Annotated in this window: 19 protein-coding genes and 2 riboswitches; of the genes, 12 read left to right on the forward strand and 7 right to left on the reverse strand. The window is 69.1% G+C overall.

Annotation, left to right across the window (positions count from 1 at the left end):
* Positions 1 to 31 precede the first annotated feature (31 nt).
* A riboswitch (FMN riboswitch) is annotated at positions 32 to 174 on the forward strand.
* A gap of 126 nt (positions 175 to 300) precedes the next feature.
* The 11 genes from AC1G9C_RS03385 (at position 301) to AC1G9C_RS03435 (ending at position 8,053) form a co-directional block, all read left to right on the forward strand.
* Positions 301 to 963: a riboflavin synthase gene (locus tag AC1G9C_RS03385; protein WP_021444360.1), complete on the forward strand. Its 663-nt coding sequence runs from the start codon at positions 301 to 303 to the stop codon at positions 961 to 963.
* A gap of 12 nt (positions 964 to 975) precedes the next feature.
* Positions 976 to 2,055, forward strand: a complete 1,080-nt coding sequence (ribBA, locus tag AC1G9C_RS03390) for a bifunctional 3,4-dihydroxy-2-butanone-4-phosphate synthase/GTP cyclohydrolase II (RefSeq protein ID WP_021444361.1) — start codon at positions 976 to 978, stop codon at positions 2,053 to 2,055.
* 138 nt (positions 2,056 to 2,193) lie between these two features.
* Positions 2,194 to 2,670, forward strand: a complete 477-nt coding sequence (gene ribH, locus AC1G9C_RS03395; RefSeq protein WP_012019761.1) for a 6,7-dimethyl-8-ribityllumazine synthase — start codon at positions 2,194 to 2,196, stop codon at positions 2,668 to 2,670.
* The gene (nusB, locus tag AC1G9C_RS03400; protein ID WP_480409444.1) at positions 2,667 to 3,146 is read left to right on the forward strand and encodes a transcription antitermination factor NusB; all 480 of its coding nucleotides are present in this window, start codon (positions 2,667 to 2,669) and stop codon (positions 3,144 to 3,146) included. The genes ribH and nusB overlap by 4 nt, the downstream gene beginning before the upstream one ends.
* 66 nt (positions 3,147 to 3,212) lie before the next feature.
* On the forward strand, positions 3,213 to 4,166 hold the full coding sequence (gene thiL / locus AC1G9C_RS03405; RefSeq protein WP_480409445.1) for a thiamine-phosphate kinase: 954 nt from the start codon (positions 3,213 to 3,215) through the stop codon (positions 4,164 to 4,166).
* A gap of 15 nt (positions 4,167 to 4,181) precedes the next feature.
* A complete protein-coding gene (locus AC1G9C_RS03410) occupies positions 4,182 to 4,709 on the forward strand; it encodes a phosphatidylglycerophosphatase A family protein (protein WP_021442491.1) in 528 nt (175 codons plus the stop codon).
* 11 nt (positions 4,710 to 4,720) lie between these two features.
* The gene (locus AC1G9C_RS03415) at positions 4,721 to 5,455 is read left to right on the forward strand and encodes a substrate-binding periplasmic protein (RefSeq protein WP_480409446.1); all 735 of its coding nucleotides are present in this window, start codon (positions 4,721 to 4,723) and stop codon (positions 5,453 to 5,455) included.
* Positions 5,456 to 5,472: 17 nt separating this feature from the next.
* Complete coding sequence (locus AC1G9C_RS03420) at positions 5,473 to 6,117, forward strand: retropepsin-like aspartic protease family protein (protein ID WP_480409447.1); 645 nt, start codon at positions 5,473 to 5,475, stop codon at positions 6,115 to 6,117.
* Between the two features lie 111 nt (positions 6,118 to 6,228).
* The gene (ribA, locus tag AC1G9C_RS03425) at positions 6,229 to 6,849 is read left to right on the forward strand and encodes a GTP cyclohydrolase II (RefSeq protein ID WP_480409448.1); all 621 of its coding nucleotides are present in this window, start codon (positions 6,229 to 6,231) and stop codon (positions 6,847 to 6,849) included.
* A complete protein-coding gene (locus AC1G9C_RS03430) occupies positions 6,846 to 7,259 on the forward strand; it encodes an MFS transporter (RefSeq protein WP_480409449.1) in 414 nt (137 codons plus the stop codon). The genes ribA and AC1G9C_RS03430 overlap by 4 nt, the downstream gene beginning before the upstream one ends.
* The gene (locus AC1G9C_RS03435; RefSeq protein ID WP_397497847.1) at positions 7,259 to 8,053 is read left to right on the forward strand and encodes a cobalamin-binding protein; all 795 of its coding nucleotides are present in this window, start codon (positions 7,259 to 7,261) and stop codon (positions 8,051 to 8,053) included. Before AC1G9C_RS03430 ends, AC1G9C_RS03435 begins: the two co-directional genes overlap by 1 nt.
* A 34-nt stretch (positions 8,054 to 8,087) precedes the next feature.
* On the opposite strand, the gene AC1G9C_RS03440 is transcribed toward AC1G9C_RS03435, so the two are convergent.
* From AC1G9C_RS03440 to AC1G9C_RS03470, 7 genes are all read right to left on the reverse strand, one after another.
* On the reverse strand, positions 8,088 to 9,974 hold the full coding sequence (locus AC1G9C_RS03440) for a TonB-dependent receptor domain-containing protein (protein WP_122108924.1): 1,887 nt from the start codon (positions 9,972 to 9,974) through the stop codon (positions 8,088 to 8,090).
* A 90-nt stretch (positions 9,975 to 10,064) separates the two neighbouring features.
* A riboswitch (cobalamin riboswitch) is annotated at positions 10,065 to 10,267 on the reverse strand.
* A gap of 73 nt (positions 10,268 to 10,340) precedes the next feature.
* A complete protein-coding gene (gene dxs, locus AC1G9C_RS03445; protein WP_480409450.1) occupies positions 10,341 to 12,248 on the reverse strand; it encodes a 1-deoxy-D-xylulose-5-phosphate synthase in 1,908 nt (635 codons plus the stop codon).
* Between the two features lie 103 nt (positions 12,249 to 12,351).
* The gene (locus tag AC1G9C_RS03450) at positions 12,352 to 15,624 is read right to left on the reverse strand and encodes a carboxyl transferase domain-containing protein (protein WP_480409451.1); all 3,273 of its coding nucleotides are present in this window, start codon (positions 15,622 to 15,624) and stop codon (positions 12,352 to 12,354) included.
* Positions 15,625 to 15,761: 137 nt separating this feature from the next.
* Complete coding sequence (locus AC1G9C_RS03455; protein ID WP_480409452.1) at positions 15,762 to 16,649, reverse strand: polyprenyl synthetase family protein; 888 nt, start codon at positions 16,647 to 16,649, stop codon at positions 15,762 to 15,764.
* Positions 16,646 to 16,888, reverse strand: coding sequence for an exodeoxyribonuclease VII small subunit (locus tag AC1G9C_RS03460; protein ID WP_196460623.1), 243 nt, complete (start codon positions 16,886 to 16,888; stop codon positions 16,646 to 16,648). Before AC1G9C_RS03460 ends, AC1G9C_RS03455 begins: the two co-directional genes overlap by 4 nt.
* Before the next feature lie 141 nt (positions 16,889 to 17,029).
* Complete coding sequence (locus AC1G9C_RS03465) at positions 17,030 to 17,797, reverse strand: sulfite exporter TauE/SafE family protein (protein WP_480409453.1); 768 nt, start codon at positions 17,795 to 17,797, stop codon at positions 17,030 to 17,032.
* Between the two features lie 84 nt (positions 17,798 to 17,881).
* Positions 17,882 to 18,280: a nuclear transport factor 2 family protein gene (locus AC1G9C_RS03470; RefSeq protein WP_003244028.1), complete on the reverse strand. Its 399-nt coding sequence runs from the start codon at positions 18,278 to 18,280 to the stop codon at positions 17,882 to 17,884.
* A gap of 164 nt (positions 18,281 to 18,444) precedes the next feature.
* Between AC1G9C_RS03470 and AC1G9C_RS03475 the strand changes: the two genes are divergently transcribed.
* The gene (locus AC1G9C_RS03475) at positions 18,445 to 19,632 is read left to right on the forward strand and encodes an ABC transporter substrate-binding protein (RefSeq protein ID WP_480409454.1); all 1,188 of its coding nucleotides are present in this window, start codon (positions 18,445 to 18,447) and stop codon (positions 19,630 to 19,632) included.
* Positions 19,633 to 19,636 lie beyond the last annotated feature (4 nt).

Below are 19,636 nucleotides of genomic sequence, written 5' to 3' on the forward strand. Positions count from 1 at the left end.
GTAAAACGCCACTCGGCCGGGCGACTGGCCGCAACGTTCTCAGGGCGGGGTGGAATTCCCCACCGGCGGTAATGGCGGATTCTGCCTAGCCCGCGAGCGCTCGTTTCGGCGAGGTCAGCAGACCCGGTGCGATTCCGGGGCCGACGGTATAGTCCGGATAAAGAGAGAGCGGGATTCCCTCCTCGGGCGCCGCGTGCGCGTCCGCGAAATCCCTATCGATCGGCATTGCCCTGTTTCTGACCCAAACAGGAGTTCGTCCATGCTGTTTCGCATCATCTTCAGTGAGAAACCGGAGGGCGCATGTTCACCGGCATAATCGAAGCCATCGGCAGCATCCGTGCCATGACCCCCAAGGGCGGTGATGTGCGCGTCTATGTCGCCACCGGCAAGCTCGACCTGGGCGACGTCAAGCTCGGCGACAGCATCGCCGTCAACGGCGTGTGCCTGACCGCAGTGGAGCTGCCCGGCGACGGCTTCTGGGCCGACGTCAGCCGCGAGACCCTGGCGCGCACCGCCTTCGTCGATCTCAAGCCCGGCAGTGCGGTCAACCTGGAGAAGGCCCTGACCCCCACCAGCCGCCTCGGCGGGCATCTGGTCAGCGGCCACGTCGACGGCGTCGGCGAGATCGTCTCGCGTGCCGATAACGCCCGCGCCGTGCAATTCCGGGTGCGCGCGCCGCGCGAGCTGGCCAGGTACATCGCGCACAAGGGCTCGATCACCGTCGACGGCACCAGCCTGACCGTCAACGCGGTCGATGGCGCCGAGTTCGAACTGACCATAGTGCCGCACACCCTGGCCGAGACCATCATGGTCGACTACCAGGCCGGGCGTAAGGTCAACCTCGAAGTGGACCTGCTGGCGCGCTACCTGGAGCGCCTGCTGCTCGGCGACAAGGCCGCCGAACCCAAGGCCTCGGGCCTGACCGAAAGCTTTCTCGCCGAACACGGCTACCTGAAGAATTGAGGAGACGCCCCGATGGCGCTCAACACCGCTGAAGAACTGATCGAAGACATCCGCGCCGGCAAGATGGTCATCCTCATGGATGACGAGGACCGCGAGAACGAGGGCGACATCATCATCGCTTCGGAATGCGTCACGGCCGAACATATCAACTTTATGGCCCGCTTCGCCCGCGGGTTGATCTGCATGCCGATGACCCGCGAGCGCTGCGAGCTGCTCAAGCTGCCGCTGATGGCGCCGCGCAACGGTTCCGGCTTCGGCACCAAGTTCACCGTCTCCATCGAGGCCGCCGAAGGCGTCACCACCGGCATCTCCGCCGCCGACCGGGCGCGCACCGTGCAGGCCGCGGTGGCGCGCAATGCGGTGGCCGACGATATCGTCAGCCCCGGTCATATCTTCCCGCTGATGGCCCAACCCGGCGGCGTACTGGCGCGCGCCGGCCACACCGAAGCGGCCTGCGACCTGGCGCGCATGGGCGGCTTCGAGCCGAGCGGGGTGATCTGCGAGATCATGAACGACGACGGCACCATGGCCCGTCGCCCGGAGCTGGAGGCCTTCGCCGAGCAGCACGGTCTGAAGATCGGCACCATCGCCGACCTGATCCACTACCGCCTGATCCACGAGCGCACCGTCGAACGCATCAGCGAGCAGCCGCTGGACACCGAGCTGGGCCAGTTCAACCTGGTCACCTACCGCGACGCGGTGGAAGACACCGCGCACATGGCGCTGACCCTGGGCAAGCTGTGCGCCGAGGAGCCGACCCTGGTGCGGGTGCACAACATGGACCCGCTGCGCGACCTGTTCCTGGTCAACCAGCCGGGGCGCTGGAGCCTGCGCGCGGCCATGGCCGAGGTGGCCAAGGCCGGCAGCGGCGTGGTGCTGCTGCTGGGCAACCCGCTGACCGGCCCGGAGCTGCTGGCCCACCTCGGCCGCCAGCAGCCGGCGACTCCGGCCACCTACAGCACGGTGGGCGCCGGCTCGCAGATCCTGCGCGACCTCGGCGTGCGCAAGATGCGCCTGCTGAGCTCGCCGATGAAGTTCAACGCGATATCCGGCTTCGATCTCGAGGTTGTAGAATACCTGCCGGCTGACTGACCGCGGCCCGAAGGGCCAAAGCTGATGACCCTCTCCCATTTATGGGAGAGGGGAGCAAAGCCAGCTCCCCAGGGAGCACGAATTTTATTTTTCGGAGCGCACCGCCGCTCCGGCTCTTTAACCCTAGTGAGACCCGTCATGACCCTGAAGACCATCGAAGGTACCTTCATCGCCCCGAAGGGCAAATACGCCCTGGTGGTAGGCCGTTTCAACAGCTTCGTCGTCGAGAGCCTGGTCAGTGGCGCCATCGACGCCCTGGTTCGCCACGGCGTGAGCGAGAGCGACATCACCATCATCCGCGCGCCGGGCGCCTTCGAGATTCCGCTGGTCACCCAGAAGGTCGCTCAGCGCGGCGAGTACGCGGCGATCATCGCCCTTGGCGCGGTCATCCGTGGCGGCACTCCGCACTTCGAATACGTCGCCGGCGAGTGCACCAAGGGTCTGGCTCAGGTGTCCATGGAGTACGGCGTACCGGTCGCCTTCGGCGTGCTGACCGTCGACTCCATCGAACAAGCCATCGAACGTTCCGGCACCAAGGCGGGTAACAAGGGTGCCGAAGCTGCGCTGTCTGCCCTGGAAATGGTCAGCCTGCTGGCGCAGTTGGAGGCCAAGTGAGCAACTCCGGTAACGGCCAGCCGGCCAAGAAGGGCCCCAGCGGCAAGATTCTCGCCCGCCGCGAGGCCCGTACCCTGGCGATGCAGGCCCTGTACTCCTGGCACATCGCCGGCCAGCCGCTGAACGAGATCGAAGCGCAGTTCCGCGTCGACAACGATTTCAGCAAGGTCGACGGCGCCTACTTCCACGAGATACTGCACGGCGTGCCGCGGCAGAAGGCCGAGCTGGACGAGGCCTTCACGCCGCTGCTCGATCGCCCGCTGGCAGAGATCGATCCGGTCGAGCTGGCCATCCTGCGCCTGTCCACCTACGAGCTGAAGAACCGCGTCGACGTGCCCTACAAGGTGGTGATCAACGAGGGCATCGAGCTGGCCAAGGTGTTCGGCGCCACCGACGGGCACAAGTTCGTCAACGGCATCCTCGACAAGCTGGCGCCCAAGCTGCGTGCCGCCGAAGTGGGCGCCAACAAGCGTTGAGCATGGATCGCGTTGTCCGAGCACCCTCACCCCCAACCCCTCTCCCAGAGGGAGAGGGGAGGCTCCATGGGTGAGTTCGAGCTGATCCGTCATTACTTCGCCGCCGCCCCCTGCGCCCAGGGCGGCGACGGCGTGGTTCGCGGCATCGGCGACGATTGCGCGCTGCTGGCGCTGCCAGCCGGCGAGCAGCTGGCGGTGTCCACCGACACCCTGGTCGCCGGGGTGCATTTTCCCGAATCCTGCGATGCCTTCCTGCTCGGCCAGCGCGCGCTGGCGGTATCGGCCAGCGACCTGGCCGCCATGGGCGCCACGCCCCTGGCCTTTACCCTGGCCCTGACCCTGCCCGCCGCCGAGGACATCTGGCTGGCCGAGTTCGCTCGCGGCCTGCAGCTGATGGCGCAGAACTGTTCGCTGGCGCTGGTCGGCGGCGACACCACGCGCGGCCCGCTGAGCCTGACCCTGACCGTGTTCGGCCGGGTGCCGGCTGGCCAGGCGCTGACTCGCTGCGGCGCGCAAGTGGGCGATCTGCTTTGCGTCGGCGGCAGTCTCGGCGACGGCGCCGGCGCGTTGCCGCTGGTGCTGGGGCAGCGGACGGCCGCGGCCGAACTCGCCGAGCCCCTGCTGGCGCGCTACTGGTCGCCGCAGCCGCAGCTGGCGCTGGGCCAGGCCCTGCGTGGGCGGGCCACGGCGGCGCTGGATATCTCCGACGGTCTGCTCGCCGACTGCGGGCATATCGCCAAGGCCTCGGGTGTCGCCCTGCAGGTCGAGCAGGCGCGGCTGCCGCTGTCGCCGGCATTGCTGGCGTTCGCCGGCGAGCGGCAGGCGCTGGCCTGTGCGCTGAGCGGTGGCGACGACTACCGACTGGCCTTTACCCTACCGCCAGCCTTGCTCGCCGACCTGCAGGCCGATTGGCCCGAGGTGCGCGCCATCGGCCGGGTGCTGGCCGGCAGCGGCGTGCAGCTGCTGGATGGTACGGGGCGGCTCGTCGCGCCGCCGCACAGCGGTTACCAACATTTCTGACAGGATGAATGCCGCGTGACCGATCACCCCAACCAGGTTCCCGCCGAGTACGTCCCGCCTTCGGTGTGGCGCAATCCCTGGCACTTCATCGCCTTCGGCTTCGGCTCCGGCACCCTGCCCAAGGCGCCGGGCACCTGGGGCTCGCTGGTGGCGCTGCCGTTCGTGCCGCTGTGGCAGATGCTGCCGGACTGGGGCTACTGGCTGATGCTGGGGGTGACCATGCTGTTCGGCTTCTGGCTGTGCGGCAAGGTCGCCGATGACTTGCGGGTGCACGACCACGAAGGCATCGTCTGGGACGAGATGGTCGGCATGTGGATCACCCTGTGGCTGGTGCCCGAGGGCTGGGTCTGGCTGCTGCTAGGCTTTCTCATGTTCCGCCTGTTCGACATCGTCAAGCCCTGGCCGATCCGCTGGATCGACCGCCATGTGCACGGCGGCGTCGGCATCATGCTCGACGACGTGATCGCCGGGGTGTTCGCCTGGCTGGCCATGCAGGGCCTGGTCTGGGGTTGGGACAGCTACGCGGCATCGTTGGGCTTCTAGAGGGCAAGGGCATGGCGCTGACGGGCTGGCTGCTGGCCGGCGTGTTGCTGCTGATCGGGGCGAGCGGGGCGCAGGCGCAGGACGCCCCGCCCGGCGAGATCCGCCTGGCCAGCGAGGTGTGGAACGGGCACACCCATGCCGATGGCACCGGGCTGGCCTGGGACGTGCTGCGCCGGGTGTTCGAGCCGGCCGGCGTCGCCTTGCGCATTCATAGCGTGCCCTATACCCGTTCCATCGGCCTGGTGCAGCGTGGCGAGGCCGATGCCTGGGTCGGCTCCTACCGCGACGAGGTCAGCGAGGGCGTGTTCTACCCGCGCTGGCACTACGACGCCGACCAGATCGCCGCGCTCGGCCTGCGCGACAAGCCGCAACTGACCCTGGACAACCTCGCCGACTACCGCCTGGCCTGGATGCGCGGCTACGGCTACCAGGCCTATCTGCCGAATGTGCGCGACTACCGGGAAATTCACCGGCGCAGCGGTATCCTCGGCATGCTCGAGCTGGGCCACGCGGATTTCTATATCGACGCCCGCACCGAGGTGGACGAGGTGCTGAGCGAGGCGCCGGACGCCGGGCGTTACCGCATCAGCGAACTGACCCGCCTGCCGCTGTACCTCGGCTTCGCCGACACCCCGCGCGGCCGCAGCCTGGCCGGGGTCTACGACCGACGCCTGGGCGAACTGGTGGCCAGCGGCGAGCTGCGCCCGCTGTTCCAGCACTGGCAGCAACCCTATCCCTTCGACTGAGCCGGGAGGCCGTCCCCATGCATTTGCGCCACTGCCTCGTTGTCCTCGCCCTGCTGTTCGGCCCGCTGTGCTGGGCCGCCTCGCAGGTGCAGGTGGTCGGCCTGTTCCCCGGCGCGGCGGTGCTCAACGTCGACGGCCAGCGCAAGCTGGTGCGGGTCGGCCAGAGCGGGCCGGGCGGGGTGCAGGTGGTCAGCGTCGACAAGCAGGGTGCGGTGCTGCGCGTCGACGGCGTCGAGCGCAGCTATCCGCTGAGCCGCGAATACAGCACCGGCTTCGCCGAACCGGTGAAGAAGCGCCTGAGCATCGCCAAGGGCATCGGCGGCCACTACTGGGTGGCCGGCTCGGTCAACGGCCAGACCGTGCAGTTCCTGGTGGACACCGGTGCCACCTCGGTGGCGCTCAACGACGCCCATGCCAAGCGCCTGGGTATCGATTACCGGGTCAGCGGCCGGCCGCTGCAGGTCAACACCGCCAGCGGCGTCACCCGCGGCTGGCGGGTGATGCTCGACCGGGTGAAGATCGGCGATCTGGAGGTGCTCGGCGTCGAGGCCGTGGTGCTGGAGGGTGGCGCGCCGCACGAGGCGCTGCTGGGCATGAGCTTCCTCGGCCGGGTCGGCTGGCGCGAGGAGCAGGGCATGCTGGTGCTCGAATCCAAGCTATGAGCGCGGCATTGAGCGTTTCGATACTGATGATCGGCAATTCTGACTGACCCGGCGGCGGGGCCTGCTGATACAATGCCGCCCCTGTTTCGTACTCATTGCTAGGAGTATCCGGTGTCCGTCGTGTTCGTCGCCGCCTCCCAACTGCCCACGCCCTTCGGCGTGTTCACCATGCACGGCTTCCTCGACCAGGCCACCGGCAAGGAGCACGTCGCCCTGACCTTCGGCGCTGTGGCCGACGGCGCGCCGGTGCTGGGCCGCCTGCACTCCGAGTGCCTGACCGGCGACGCCCTGTTCAGCCTGCGCTGCGACTGCGGCGCGCAGCTGCAGGCGGCGTTGCAGGCGATCGCCAACGAAGGCCGTGGCGTGCTGCTGTACCTGCGCCAGGAAGGCCGCGGCATCGGCCTGCTGAACAAGATCCGCGCCTACGAGCTGCAGGACGGCGGCGCCGACACCGTCGAGGCCAACGAGCGCCTGGGCTTCGGCGCCGACCAGCGCGACTACGCGATCTGCCAGCCGATGCTCGCCCACCTGGGCATCAAGAGCCTCAAGCTGATGACCAACAACCCGCGCAAGGTCAAGGCGCTGGGTGACATGGGCATCGCCGTGGATCACCGCGTGCCGCTGCAGATCGAGCACAACCCCTACAACAAGCGCTACCTCGCCACCAAGGCCGGCAAGCTCGGCCATATGCTGGGCAACCAGCACCAGGGCGAGGCCGAGGACAGCCTATGACCCGCGGCCAGGTCAAGCGCCGTCTGGCGCTCGCCTGGTGGCGCCAGCTGGGCGTGGCGCTGGCACCCTTGTTCGTCTTCAACCTGCTGTTCGGCGGCGGCGCCACCACGGTGCTGAGCCTGCCGCTGTTCGTCGCCGGGCTGGCCTCGATGTTCGTCAGCCTGCCGCTGTTCGCCGCCTACAAGCGTGCGCTGATCGCCACCGACAAAGCCCTGGACAGCGACGCCGAGCGGGCCGCCTGGCTGGAGCTGGATCGTGTGCGTTTGCGTGCACTGCTCGGCGCGGCGCTGCCGGCCTGGATCGCCGCCCTGGCGGTGCTGGCCGGGCTGGAGGCGATACCCCTGGTGCTGCTGGCGCTGTCGAGCATCGTCCTGCACTGCCTCTACCGCATTCCCCGCCAACTCGGCTGATGCGCGCACTGCTGCTGGCCCTGTGTCTGCTGGCCCTGCCGCTGGCGGCCGCACCACGGGTGGTCAGCCTGGCGCCGTCGCTCAGCGAGATCATGCTCGAGCTGGATGCCGCCGACCTGCTGGTCGGCGTGCTGGCAGGCGACGAGCATCCCGCCGCGCTGGCCCAGCTGCCCACCGTCGGCCGCTACGGCCAGCTGGAGTTCGAGCGCCTGCTGCAGCTGGCGCCCGACTTGATCCTGATCGCTCCAGGCAGCGTGCCGGCGGCGCAGCAGGCGCAGTTGCAGCGTTTCGGCATTCCCCTGCTGGTGGTCGAGCCGGCGCGCCTCGACCAGTTGGCCGAGGCCTTTATCCTTATCGCCGAGCGTATCGGTCGCGCCGAACGGGGCGAGCGGCTGGCGGCGGAGTTTCGCGCCGAGCTGGCCGGGTTGCGCCAGCGTTACCGGCGCGAGCGGCCGTTGGCGGTGTTCTATCAGGTCTGGCACCAGCCGCTCTATACCATCGGCGGCGAGCAGCTGATCGGCGATGCGCTGGCGGTGTGCGGCGCGCGCAACCTGTTCGCCGACCTGAGCCAGCCGGCGCCCCAGGTCGGCATCGAGGCGGTGCTGGCGCGCGACCCCGAGGTGATTCTCGGCGGCAGCAATGCCGAACTGTCGAGCTGGCAGGCCTGGCCGCAGCTGCGCGCGGTGCGCCGCGGCCAGGTCTGGGCGGTGCCGGACAGGGGCCTGGAGCGGCCCAGCCGGCAGATGCTCGGCGCCATCGAGCGGCTGTGCGAGCGGCTGGCCACGGCGCGTTAGCCTGGAGCGGCTTGGTGCACCGTGAGCACCGGGATCAGAGTTGCGGCGTCCAGGTCAGCGAGAGCAGGGCGCTGCGGCCTTCCTCGCGGTAGCCGTAGTAACTCACGCTACCGAAGAAGGGGTCGTTCGGTCGGCTGTACAGCGCCTGGGAATAGTCCTTGTCCAGCAGGTTGTCGACCTTGACCTGCCACAGCAGCTCCTCGTTCATCCGCCAGCTGGCCCGCGCGCCCAGCAGGCCGTAGCCGGCGATCTCGCGGGTGTTGGCGGCATCGTCGTAGCGCCCGGAGACGGCCTGCCAGGTGAGGCCGGCGGCGAAGGCGCCGAACTGACGGTCCAGATCCAGGCTCAGGCTGCGTTTGGCGCGGCGCGGCAGGGTGTGGCCGCTGTCGCGATCACGTGGGTCGAGCAGGCTGGCGCCGAGAGCGGCCTGCCAGCCCAGCACCTCGCGTTCCAGGCTCAGTTCCAGGCCTTGCAGGCGTGCCTGGTTGACGTTCATCGGGGTGCTGAAGAAGGTCAGCGGATCGCTGACTACGGTGATCAGGTCTTCGACCTCGGTGCGGTAGGCCGACAGGCTCCAGCGGCTGTCCAGGTGCTCGCCGCGCAGTTGCACCTCGTAGGTCTTCGAGCGCTCGGGGGCCAGGTTCGGGTTGCCGCCATAGAACGAGCTGGTGGGGAAATACAGGTCGTTGAAGGTCGGCGCGTGGAAGCCCTCGCCGTAGCTCAGCAGCAGCTCGAGACGCTCGCTCAGGTCCAGGCTCAGTGCCGCGTTCCAGGTGTTCTCGCTGCCGAACTGCTGGTTGTCGTCGTGGCGCAGGCCCAGCTCGGTGGCGAAGCCCTCGCCACGGAAGCGGTGCTGGACGAAGGCGGCCCGGTTCCAGCGCTCGGTCTGGCTGAACTCGCTGTCGCTGCCCAGGCGGTCCTCGTACCAGTCGAGACCGAGCAGCAGCTGCTGGGCGTCGCTCAGTTGCAGGGTGTTGAGCCAGCCCGCGCTGTCGCGGTAGGTGTTGTACTGATAGTTGTTGCTGGCGTTCAGCGGGTCGCGGTTGTCGCTCTTGTCCTCGCCGTGGCCGAGCTCCAGGCGACTGCTCCAGCGCTCGGCGAGCTGCGCCTCGAGATGGGCCGCGGCAGTGGAAACGCTGAAGCGCTCGCTGGGGTTGCCCGGCACGAAGCTGAACAGGTCGTCGTACTCGCTCTCGCCATGCTGTTCGAGCAGGCTCAGACCGCCTTCGAGGCGTTCGTTGAAGCGGTGCTGCAGGCTCAGGTTGAAGGCCTTGCGGCGCAGGCCGTCGTGGTCGCCGTCATAGCCGCGAGCGTCTGCTGAGCGGTCGAAGCCGGCGCGCTCGACCAGGCTGGCGCCGAGGTCGAAACGCGTGCGCTGGTCGCCGCCGGACAGTCCCAGGCTGCGTTCGAAGGTCTGCTGGCTACCGGCGGCCAGGCGCAGGCGCGGTTGCAGGCCGGCCTCGCCCTGGCGGGTGAAAATCTGGATCACCCCGCCGATGGCGTCGGCGCCATACAGCGCCGAACGTGGGCCGCGCACCACCTCGATGCGCTCGATCTGCTCGGGGCTGAGGAATTCCAGGCGGGCCAGGCCGCTGGCGGCGGCATTCAGACGCACGCCGTCGACCAGCACCAGAGTCTGGTTGGCGTTGGCGCCACGCAGAAACAGGCTGGTCAGGCTGCCGCGGCCGCCGTTCTGCACGATGGATACGCCAGGGACGCGGCTGAGCAGATCGGGCACGCTGCTGACCTGCAAACGCTCGATATCCGCCCGCTCGAACACCGTGGTGGCGGCGGTGGCCTGGGCTTGCGGTTCGGCCAGGCGCCCGGAGGTGATCACCAGCGGCTCGGCGGCGTAGGGTTCGGCGGCCAGGGCGAGGCCGGGCAGAACGGCGATGGCCAGGGCCAGGGGGGACAGTTTCATCAGGGATATTCCTCAAAGGTCGGCAGACGTTCGAGGAGGGCAGGGGCAAGCGCGCGCAGGGCGGCGCTTGACGGTGCGGCCCTCCGCAACACCAGTCGCACCGCCGGGGCCGGTCTCCGGGCTCACGACCCCGGTCCGCCTTCCCGGGAATACCCAGTGGCCGTGGACAAGGTGCAGGCTTGCGGCCTGCCGTCGATTACCGTTGCGGGGGCAGCGTCGGGATTGCCCGGATGGGCGCACCGACTTCCCGTTTCACGCCGTGTTAGCGGCGCACCCTGGCGGAACATGCAATGCCGCGCACCCTAGTGCGCGGCGGGATGAATGACAAGCAAGGTCCGCTCATTCAGCGATGAGCGGGTCTCATGTTCAGGCGGGCAACTGGGCCAGGCGCGCGCGCACCGCGGCTTCGATGCCGGCCTGGTCGAGGCCGCATTCTTTGAGCATCTGCGCCGGCTTGGCGTGTTCGACGTAGTAGTCGGGCAGGCCCAGCTGCAGCAGCGGCTTGACGATGTTCTCGGCGGCGAGGAACTCGCCGACCGCGCTGCCGGCGCCGCCCATCACCGCGTTTTCCTCGATGCTCACCAGCAGCTCGTGGCTGGCCGCCAGTTCGCGCAGCAGGGCGGCGTCCAGCGGTTTGACGAAACGCATGTCGACCACCGTGGCGTCCAGCGTCTCGCCGACCTGCAGCGCCTCGGCCAGTTGCACGCCGAAGGCCAGCAGGGCGACGCGGCGGCCCTGGCGACGGATCAGGCCCTTGCCGATTTCCAGCGGCGCCAGGCCTGGGTCGATGGTGGCGTTGGGGCCGCTGCCGCGCGGGTAGCGCACCGCCGCCGGGCCGTCGAACAGGTAGCCGGTGGTGAGCATGCGGCGCAGCTCGTTCTCGTCGCTGGGGGTCATCACCAGCATGCCGGGGATGCAGCGCAGGTAGGAGATATCGAAGCTGCCGGCGTGGGTCGGGCCGTCCTCGCCGACCAGGCCGGCGCGGTCGATGGCGAACAGCACGTCGAGGTTCTGCACCGCCACGTCGTGGATCAGCTGGTCGTAGCCGCGCTGGAGGAAGGTCGAGTAGATCGCCACCACCGGCTTGACCCCGTCGCAGGCCATGCCGGCGGCCAGGGTGACGGCGTGCTGCTCGGCGATGGCGACATCGAAGTAGCGCGCCGGGAAGCGTTCGGCGAAGGCCACCAGGTCCGAGCCTTCCTTCATCGCCGGGGTGATGCCGACCAGGCGCGAGTCTGCTGCGGCCATGTCGCACAGCCACTGGCCGAACACGTTGGAGTATTTCGGGCCGGCCGGCCGTTTCTGGCTGGAGAGCGGCGCGGCATCGGGCTTGACCGGCTCCAGCTTGGTAATGGCGTGGTAGCCGATCGGGTCGGCCTCGGCCGGGGCGAAGCCCTTGCCCTTCTTGGTCACCACATGGAGGAACTGCGGGCCGTCCAGGTCGCGCATATTGCGCAGGGTGGCGAGCAGGGTGGGCAGGTCGTGGCCGTCGATGGGGCCGATATAGTTCCAGCCCAGTTCCTCGAACAGGGTGCCGGGTACCAGCATGCCCTTGGCGTGTTCCTCGGTCTTGCGCGCGATCTCCCAGGCGCCAGGCAGGCGCGAGAGGATCTTCTTGCTGCCCTCGCGCATGCTGGCGTAGGTGCGGCTGGAGAGGATCTTGGCCAGGTAGTTGGACAGCCCGCCGACATTCTTGGAGATCGACATGTCGTTGTCGTTGAGCACCACCAGCATGTTGGCGCCGACCTCGCTGGCGTGGTTGAGCGCCTCGAAGGCCATGCCGGCGGTCAGCGCGCCGTCGCCGATCACCGCCACGCTCTTGCGCCGCTCGCCCTGCAGGCGGGCGGCGATGGCCATGCCCAGTGCGGCGCTGATGCTGGTGCTGGAGTGGCCGACGCCGAAGGTGTCGTACTCGCTCTCGCTGCGGCGCGGGAAGGCGGCCAGGCCGTCCTTCTGGCGCAGCGTGGCCATGCGCTCGCGGCGGCCGGTGAGGATCTTGTGCGGGTAGGCCTGGTGGCCGACGTCCCACACCAGGCGGTCGTCGGGGGTGTCGAAGACGTAATGCAGGGCGATGGTCAGCTCGATCACGCCGAGGCCGGCGCCGAAATGGCCACCGCTCTGGCCGACGCTGTACAGCAGGTACTGGCGCAGTTCGTCGGCGAGGGTTTCCAGGTCCGCTTCGGCCAGCCGGCGCAGCTCGTCCGGCGTGTTGGCGCGGTCCAGCAGGGGCGTCAGCGGGCGCTCGCGGGGGATCTCGTGGAAAGTGGTCGGCATCAGGCGAATCGTTATAGGCGTAAAAAGATGCGCAGTTTACCCGAAAACCACCGCCGCAAGCTTCAAGCCCTGCGCGACAGGCCGGCGCCCCTGCGCCAGGCCTCTACCAGGTATCGACGAACGGCCGCTTGCGCCCCTCGCACCGCGCCGGTCGGGGCGTGGCGGCCAGCCCGCGGAGCAGCCAGGCGCGGCTGTCGGCCGGGTCGATCACCGCATCGATTTCCAGGTAGCTGGCCATGTTCAGCGCCTTGCCGTTTTCGTAGGCCTTGGCCACCAGCTTGTCGAACAGCGCCTGGCGCGCGGGGTCGTCCGCCTGGGCCGCCAGCTCCTTGGCGAAACCCAGGCGCACCGCGCCCTCCAGGCCCATGGCGCCGAACTCGGCGCTGGGCCAGGCGGCGGTGAACAAGGGCGCGTGGAAACTGCCGGCGGCCATGGCCTGGGCGCCGAGGCCGTAGCCCTTGCGCAGCACCAGGGTGAAGAAGGGCACCGTCAGGCTGGCGGCGGTGACGAACAGGCGCGAGACGTGGCGCACCGTGGCCTGTTTCTCCGCCTCCGGGCCGACCATGAAACCGGGGGTGTCGCACAGCGAGACGATGGGCAGGTCATGCGCCTCGCACAGTTGCAGGAAGCGCGAGGCCTTGTCGCCGGCCACGGCATCGATGGCGCCGCCCAGATGCGCGGGGTTGTTGGCGAGCAGGCCGAAGGGCTTGCCCTCGATGCGCACCAGCGCGGTGATCAGGCCGGGGGCGAACTGGCGGCGCAGCTCCAGCACGCTGCCCTCGTCGGCCAGCAGTTCGATCACCTTGCGGATGTCGTACACGCGCAGGCGGTTTTCCGGAATGACGTGGCGCAGCTCACGAGGATCGCTGCATTGCCAGTCGCTCACTGGGCCCTGGAAATACCCCAGGTACTGCTTGGCCACGGCGACCGCTGCGGCTTCGTCCTCCACCAGCACGTCGATCACCCCGTTGGGGCCCTGCACGCTGGTCGGGCCGACCTGTTCGGGGGTGAAACTGCCCAGGCCGCCGCCTTCGATCATCGCCGGGCCGGCCATGCCGATGGTCGCATTCTGCGTGGCGATGATCGCATCGCAGCAGCCGAGCAAGGCGGCGTTGCCGGCGAAGCAGCGGCCGGAGACCACGCCCACCGTCGGCACCAGGCCGGAGAGCCTGGCCATGGCGGCGAAGGTGTGGCAGTCCAGCCCGGCCACACCGACGAAATCGGTATCGCCCGGCCGCCCACCGCCGCCTTCGGCGAACAGCACCACCGGCAGGCGCCACTGCGCCGCGAGGCCGAGCAGGCGGTCGGTCTTCTTGTGGTTCATCACGCCCTGGGTGCCGGCGAATACCGTGTAGTCGTAGGCGATGGCCATGCAGCGCGCCGCCTCCGCGCCGAACTGCGCGGCGCCGACCGTGCCGGTGCCGCCGATCAGGCCGTCGGCCGGGCTCAGCTCCAGCAGTTCTTCGGCCGAACGCCGGCGGCGCTGGGCGGCCAGGGCCAGGGCGCCGTACTCGTTGAAGCTGCCCTCGTCGAGCAGGTCGGCGAGGTTCTCGCGCGCGGTGCGCTGGCCGCTCTTGCGCCGCTTGGCCACGGCCTCGGGGCGGCGCGCATCGGTCAGGCGCGCATGGCGTTCCAGCACTTCGGCCAGGTCGGCGCGGATATGCGCCAGGTCGACGGCCTGCTCGCCGTGGGCGTCGAGGCTGTCCACCTCGGCCGGCTGCAGAAACGCCAGCGCCTGGCCCTCGCCGATGGCGTCCCCGGGTGCAACGGCCAGCGCGCGGACGATACCGCTGTGCTCGGCCTTGACCTCGAACTCCATCTTCATCGCCTCCAGCACGGCGATGCGCTGACCGGCGGCCACGGCGTCGCCTTCGGCCACCGCCAGGCTGACCAGCACGCCGGCGCTGGGCGCGCTGAGGGCCAGGGTGCCGGGCGGGGCGTCGAGGCTGGATCTGGCGCTTTGCGCAGATGCGTCGCCGGCAAAGTAACGGTGCGGGTGGGCCTGCTCGCGGGCGGCCAGCAGCTCGCTCAGGTGACGCTCGACGTAGGTGGTGTCGACCCGATGGGCGATCACCTCGTCGCGCTGCAGCAGGTTCTGCAGCAGGTGCAGGTTGCTCGCCACGCCTTCGAGGCGAAACTCGCACAGCCCCCGGTAGGCGCGGCGCAGGGCCCCGGTGTAGTCGCTGGCGCTGGCGATCAGCTTGGCGATCAGCGAGTCATAGGCCGGGCTGACGGCGTAGCCGGCATAGCCGCAGCCATCCACGCGCAGGCCCGGGCCGCTGGGCGGCTGGTAGGCGCCGAGCACGCCGGCGGCCGGGCGCGTCGTGCCATCGGTGAGCAGGGTTTCCAGATTCAGACGCAGCTGTACGGCATAGCCCTTTGTCGCGGGAGGTGTGAGCAGATTCAGCTCGGCCAGGCTGCTGCCGGCGGCCAGGTGCAGTTGCGTATGCAGCAGATCGATGCCGGTGACCTGCTCGGTGACGGTGTGCTCCACCTGCACGCGCGGGTTGGCTTCCATGAAGTAGAAGCGCCCGGGCTGGTCGAGGTCGAGGAGGAATTCGAAGGTGCCGATGCCGCGATACTGCAACTCGGCCGCCAGGCGCAGGGCGCTGGCGATGATGGCCTCGCGGGTGGCGGCGTCCAGGTCGGGACTGGGGGCGATTTCCACCAGCTTCTGGTGGCGGCGCTGCAGGCTGCAGTCGCGCTCCCACAGATGGCTGACTGCGCCGCTGCCGTCGCCGAGCACCTGCACTTCGATATGCCGGGCGCGGCGCACGCGCTTCTCCACGTACAGCGCGCCGCTACCGAAGGCGCCCTGGGCCTCCGAGGCGCAGCGGGCGAAGGCCTCGGCCAGCTGCGCGGCATCCTCCACTGCACGCATGCCCCGTCCACCGCCGCCGGCCAGGGCCTTGAGCATCACGCTGCCGTGTTCGGCGAGAAAGTCCGCGGCCTGCTCCGGCGTCACCGCCTGGTTGATCCCCGGTACCAGCGGCACTGCGCAGCGTTCGGCCAGGGCGCGGGCGGCGGCCTTGTCGCCGAACAGTCGCAGGGTTTCCGGCGTCGGACCGACGAAGGTCAGCCCGCCATCCTGGCAGCGGCGGGCGAATTCGGCGTTCTCGGCGAGAAAACCGTAGCCGGGGTGGATGGCGCTGCAGCCGTGCTCGCGGGCGACGGCAATGAGCTGATCCATGTCCAGATAGGCCGCCGGGCCGCGTCCAGCCAGTGGCACGGCCAGGTCGGCCTTGCGTATGTGCAGGCAGGCGCTGTCGTCCTCGGCGTACACCGCCACGCTGCGGATACCGAGGTCGGCGCAGGCCTGGGCGATGCGGATGGCGATCTCGCCGCGGTTGGCGATCAGCAGGGCGGAAAAGGGCATGGCGGCTCCGGACGTCTTGTCGTTATGGAGCCATCTTAGGAGGCTGGTCGCGGGGGTAAAGCAAGCCTTATGCGGCGATCATGCTGGTATAGATGGTGATGATGACGTTGGCCGCAGGGCGCGCCACCGCCTATCGGCTAGCTGCGCCGTTCGACGATATAGCGCGCCAGCTCGCGCAGCGGCTCAGCCTGGCTGCCGAAGGGGCGCAGCAGGTGCAGGGCCTGGTCGCGCAGTTCCAGGGCGTAGGCCTTGGCGGCGTCGAGGCCGAGCAGGGCGGGGTAGGTGGGTTTGTGGTTGGCCTCATCCTTGCCTTGGGTCTTGCCCAGGGTGGCGGTGTCGCTCTCCACGTCGAGGATGTCGTCCTGCACCTGGAAGGCCAGGCCGATGGCGCGGGCGTACTGCTGCAGCGCCTTGAGACCGAGCTCGTCGGCGTTGCCGCTGGCCAGGGCGCCGAGCTGCACGCTGGCCTCGATCAGCGCGCCGGTCTTGTGCCGGTGCATGGTTTCCAGGGCGCTCTGGTCGAGCGGCAGGCCCACCGCGCCGAGGTCGATGGCCTGGCCGCCGACCATGCCGGCCGGGCCGGCGGCGGCGCTCAGGGCCGCGATCATCTGCAGGCGGGTCTCGGCGTCCTGCGGGTTGCGCCGGCGGTCGGCGAGCACCTCGAAGGCCAGGCTCTGCAGGCCATCGCCGGCGAGGATGGCACTGGCCTCGTCGAAGGCCTTGTGGGTGGTCGGCTGGCCGCGGCGCAGGTCGTCGTCGTCCATCGCCGGCAGGTCGTCGTGCACCAGGGAATAGGCGTGGATCAGCTCCACCGCACAGGCGGCGCCATCGGCGCGGTCCAGCTTGCCGCCCAATGCCTCGCAGGCGGCGTAGACCAGCAGCGGGCGCACGCGCTTGCCGCCGTTCATCACGCTGTAGCGCATGGCCTGGTAGAGGCGTTCGAGCTCCGCACGCGGGGCCTGGAACAGCGGCTCGAGGGCGGCGTCGACGCGGGCCTGGCAGCTCGCCTGGTAAGCCTTGATCATGCCGCCGGGTCCGCGTCGAAGGGCGCCGGCTCCAGCTCGCCGTCGCGCTCCAGGAGGATCTGCACCTTCTGCTCGGCCTGGGCCAGGGCGGCCTGGCACTCGCGGGTCAGGCCGATGCCCTGCTCGAAGGCGGTCAGCGAGTCTTCCAGCGACAGCTCGCCGCTCTCCAGGCGCTCGACCAGCGCCTGCAGCTCGGCGAGGGAATGTTCGAAGTCGGGGGCGGCTTTCTTGCGGGCCATGGCGGCGGGTCTCGGGCAGCGTAGAAACGGGCGCGACACTAGCAGAGCCGCGCCCCTCGGGCAAATCAGCGGGGCCCCTGGCCAGGTCGGTGCGTAGGTTGGCGCTGAGCGCAGCGAAGCCCAACGCCTGGCGCCTAGCGCCTAACGCAAATAGGTGCTCCAGAAGTAGTACAGCGTCATCCCGCTGCCCACCAGAATGACCAAGGCGCGCAGCAGCGCCGGCGGCAGTTTTTCGCCCAGTGCGCCGCCGGCGTAGCCGCCAAGGGTGGCGCCGGTGAGCAGGATGGCCAGCTCGTACCAGCTGACCCGCCCGGCGATGACGAAGGTCAGGGTGGCGATGCTGTAGATCACTGCCGAGATCAGGTTCTTCAGCGCGTTGGCGCGGGCCAGGGCGTGGCCCTCGATGGAGAAGGCGGCCAGCTGCAGGATGCCCATGCCGGCGCCGAAGTAGCCGCCGTAGATCGATACGCCGATATGCGCGCCCAGCGACAGCGGCGTATGCGGCGGGTGCTCGGCGGCCTTGCGCCGCGCCGCCAGCCAGCGCCCCAGCCAGGGGCTGGCGGCGAACAGCGCGGTGGCCGCCAACAGCAGCCAGGGGATCAGCACGCGGAATACATCGTCGCCGCCGGCCAGCAGCAACAGGCCGCCGAGCAGGCCGCCGGCCAGGCCGGCCAGCAGCAGCGGGATCAGGTAACGACCCAGCGGCCGCAACGAGGCGCGCGCGGCCCAGGCGCCGGCCAGGCTGGCCGGCCATAGCGCCACAGCATTGGTGGCATTGGCCGTCACCGGCGGCAGACCGGCGGCGAGCAGCGCCGGGAAGGAGAAGAAGGTGCCGCCGCCGGCCAGGGCATTCATGCCGCCAGCGGCGAAACCGGCGAGGACCAACAGCAGCAGATCGGGCAGGGACATGGCGCAGGCTCGCACGAAAAGAGTGCAGCATAGGGCTGACCATTCGGTCAGCCAAGTGCGACCAAAGTGCCAGGCGCCGTCGCGTCAGTCGCGGTTGATCTGCGGCTGCAGAATCCACTCGGCGCTGTCGTTCCAAACATCCATGCGGGTGATCAGGCCGTCGCGCACCTCGAAGCGGTCGAGGTAGCGATTGCCGGAGAAGCTGCGGCCGTCCGGCCACTGGCCGTAGAGGGTGCCGTTGGAATACACCACGCAGTGGTCGGCATGCTCGGTCCAGTCGAACTGGCCCATGGCTTTCTTCACCCAGTTGTAGCGACTGCCGTTGAAGGCGGTGATGGCCTGGGCATCGGGCATGGCGCGGCCGCCGGTGAAGGTGATGCGCACGTCGGCGGCCATGTAGCGGGCGGCGCCCTGCGGATCGGGGATCATCGACAGTTCGAGGAACTGGCGAACCAGGGTGACGGCGGGGTGTTCGCTGGGCATGGGTTCTCCTTGGGCCTGGCTGCATCCTGCTGGTGCGTCGTGCCAGGCAATGGGGCGGTTTCGGAAGTGGCGCCATGGACAAGGCCCGTATTTGCGGGCTTTGCCGGGGTGGCACCTGTTTTGCTAGCAATGTTTGTGCAAAAGCTAGCAATTAGGAGAGTGCCATGTCCACGCTATTGTCGTTTCCGCGTCGTCTGAAGCCGTGCCTGGCTGCGGCGTTCGCGTTGAGTTGTTGGTTTTCCCTGTCCGCACAGGCGTCCGAGCCGATCAAGGTCGGCCTGGTGGCGGCGCTGTCCGGGCAGTCGGCGAAGTCCGGCGAGGCGCTGACCCGCGGCCTGACCATCGCCATCGACGAGGTCAACGCCCAGGGCGGTGTGCTCGGGCGTCCGCTGCAATTGGTGCGCCGCGATGACGAAAGCAACCCGTCCAAGGGGCTGCTGGCGGCGCGCGAGCTGATCCAGCGGGAGAAGGTCGCGGTGCTCTTCGGCGGGCTGGATACGCCGGTGTCGCTGGCCATAGTGCCGCTGGCCAATCAGATGAAGATGCCGTTCATGGGGGTATGGGCGGCCGGCACGCCGATCACCCGCAACGGCGCCGCCGACAACTACGTGTTCCGCGTGTCGGCGGTGGACGAGCTGGTGGACGAGGCGCTGGTCAGCTATGCGCAGAAGCACTTCGCCACCCAGAAGCCGGGGATGATCCTGATCAACAACCCCTGGGGCGAATCCAACGAGCAGGGTTTCCGCAAGGCGCTGGCGGCGCGCGGCATGCCGGTGGCCGGGGTGGAGCGCATCGAGGGCAGCGATCTCGATGTGGTGCCGCAGCTCAGTCGGCTCAAGCAGGCCGGCGCCGATACCCTGCTGCTGGTGGCCAACGTCGCGCCGTCGGCGCAGGTGGTCAAGTCGCTCGATCGCATGGGCTGGGACGTGCCGGTGGTGTCGCACTGGGGGCCGGCTGGCGGACGTTTCGGTGAGCTGGCCGGGCCCAATGCCGGGCGCGTGCACTTCATCCAGACCTACACCTTCAGCCAGGAGGGCGACGCCAGGGGCGAGGCGATCTTCGCCGCGCTGCAAAAGCGCTATCCGGAGATCAAGAGCCTGGCCGACGTCACCCCGGCGGTGGGCATCGCCAACGCCTACGACGCCCTGCACCTGACCGCGCAGGCCATCGCCGCCGCGGGCAGCACCGAGGGGCCGGCGATCCGCGACGGCTACTACGGCATCCAGCGCTACGAAGGCCTGATCAAGACCTACGAGAAACCGTTCAGCGCCGAGCAGCACGATGCCCTGGGCGTGGACGACTACGTGTTCACCCGCTTCGAGGGTGACGAAATCGTGCCGATCCAGCACTGAACCA

Source organism: Pseudomonas sp. ABa2 (genome assembly GCF_056676075.1).

Bases quoted from the DNA above. Each gene is read 5' to 3' on its own strand.
- AC1G9C_RS03385 (WP_021444360.1), top strand. From the start codon at position 301: ATGTTCACCGGCATAATCGAAGCCATCGGCAGCATCCGTGCCATGACC.
- ribBA (WP_021444361.1), top strand. From the start codon at position 976: ATGGCGCTCAACACCGCTGAAGAACTGATCGAAGACATCCGCGCCGGC.
- ribH (WP_012019761.1), top strand. From the start codon at position 2,194: ATGACCCTGAAGACCATCGAAGGTACCTTCATCGCCCCGAAGGGCAAA.
- thiL (WP_480409445.1), top strand. From the start codon at position 3,213: ATGGGTGAGTTCGAGCTGATCCGTCATTACTTCGCCGCCGCCCCCTGC.
- AC1G9C_RS03415 (WP_480409446.1), top strand. From the start codon at position 4,721: ATGGCGCTGACGGGCTGGCTGCTGGCCGGCGTGTTGCTGCTGATCGGG.
- AC1G9C_RS03420 (WP_480409447.1), top strand. From the start codon at position 5,473: ATGCATTTGCGCCACTGCCTCGTTGTCCTCGCCCTGCTGTTCGGCCCG.
- AC1G9C_RS03430 (WP_480409449.1), top strand. From the start codon at position 6,846: ATGACCCGCGGCCAGGTCAAGCGCCGTCTGGCGCTCGCCTGGTGGCGC.
- AC1G9C_RS03435 (WP_397497847.1), top strand. From the start codon at position 7,259: ATGCGCGCACTGCTGCTGGCCCTGTGTCTGCTGGCCCTGCCGCTGGCG.
- AC1G9C_RS03440 (WP_122108924.1), bottom strand. From the start codon at position 9,974: ATGAAACTGTCCCCCCTGGCCCTGGCCATCGCCGTTCTGCCCGGCCTC.
- dxs (WP_480409450.1), bottom strand. From the start codon at position 12,248: ATGCCGACCACTTTCCACGAGATCCCCCGCGAGCGCCCGCTGACGCCC.
- AC1G9C_RS03450 (WP_480409451.1), bottom strand. From the start codon at position 15,624: ATGCCCTTTTCCGCCCTGCTGATCGCCAACCGCGGCGAGATCGCCATC.
- AC1G9C_RS03455 (WP_480409452.1), bottom strand. From the start codon at position 16,649: ATGATCAAGGCTTACCAGGCGAGCTGCCAGGCCCGCGTCGACGCCGCC.
- AC1G9C_RS03460 (WP_196460623.1), bottom strand. From the start codon at position 16,888: ATGGCCCGCAAGAAAGCCGCCCCCGACTTCGAACATTCCCTCGCCGAG.
- AC1G9C_RS03465 (WP_480409453.1), bottom strand. From the start codon at position 17,797: ATGTCCCTGCCCGATCTGCTGCTGTTGGTCCTCGCCGGTTTCGCCGCT.
- AC1G9C_RS03470 (WP_003244028.1), bottom strand. From the start codon at position 18,280: ATGCCCAGCGAACACCCCGCCGTCACCCTGGTTCGCCAGTTCCTCGAA.
- AC1G9C_RS03475 (WP_480409454.1), top strand. From the start codon at position 18,445: ATGTCCACGCTATTGTCGTTTCCGCGTCGTCTGAAGCCGTGCCTGGCT.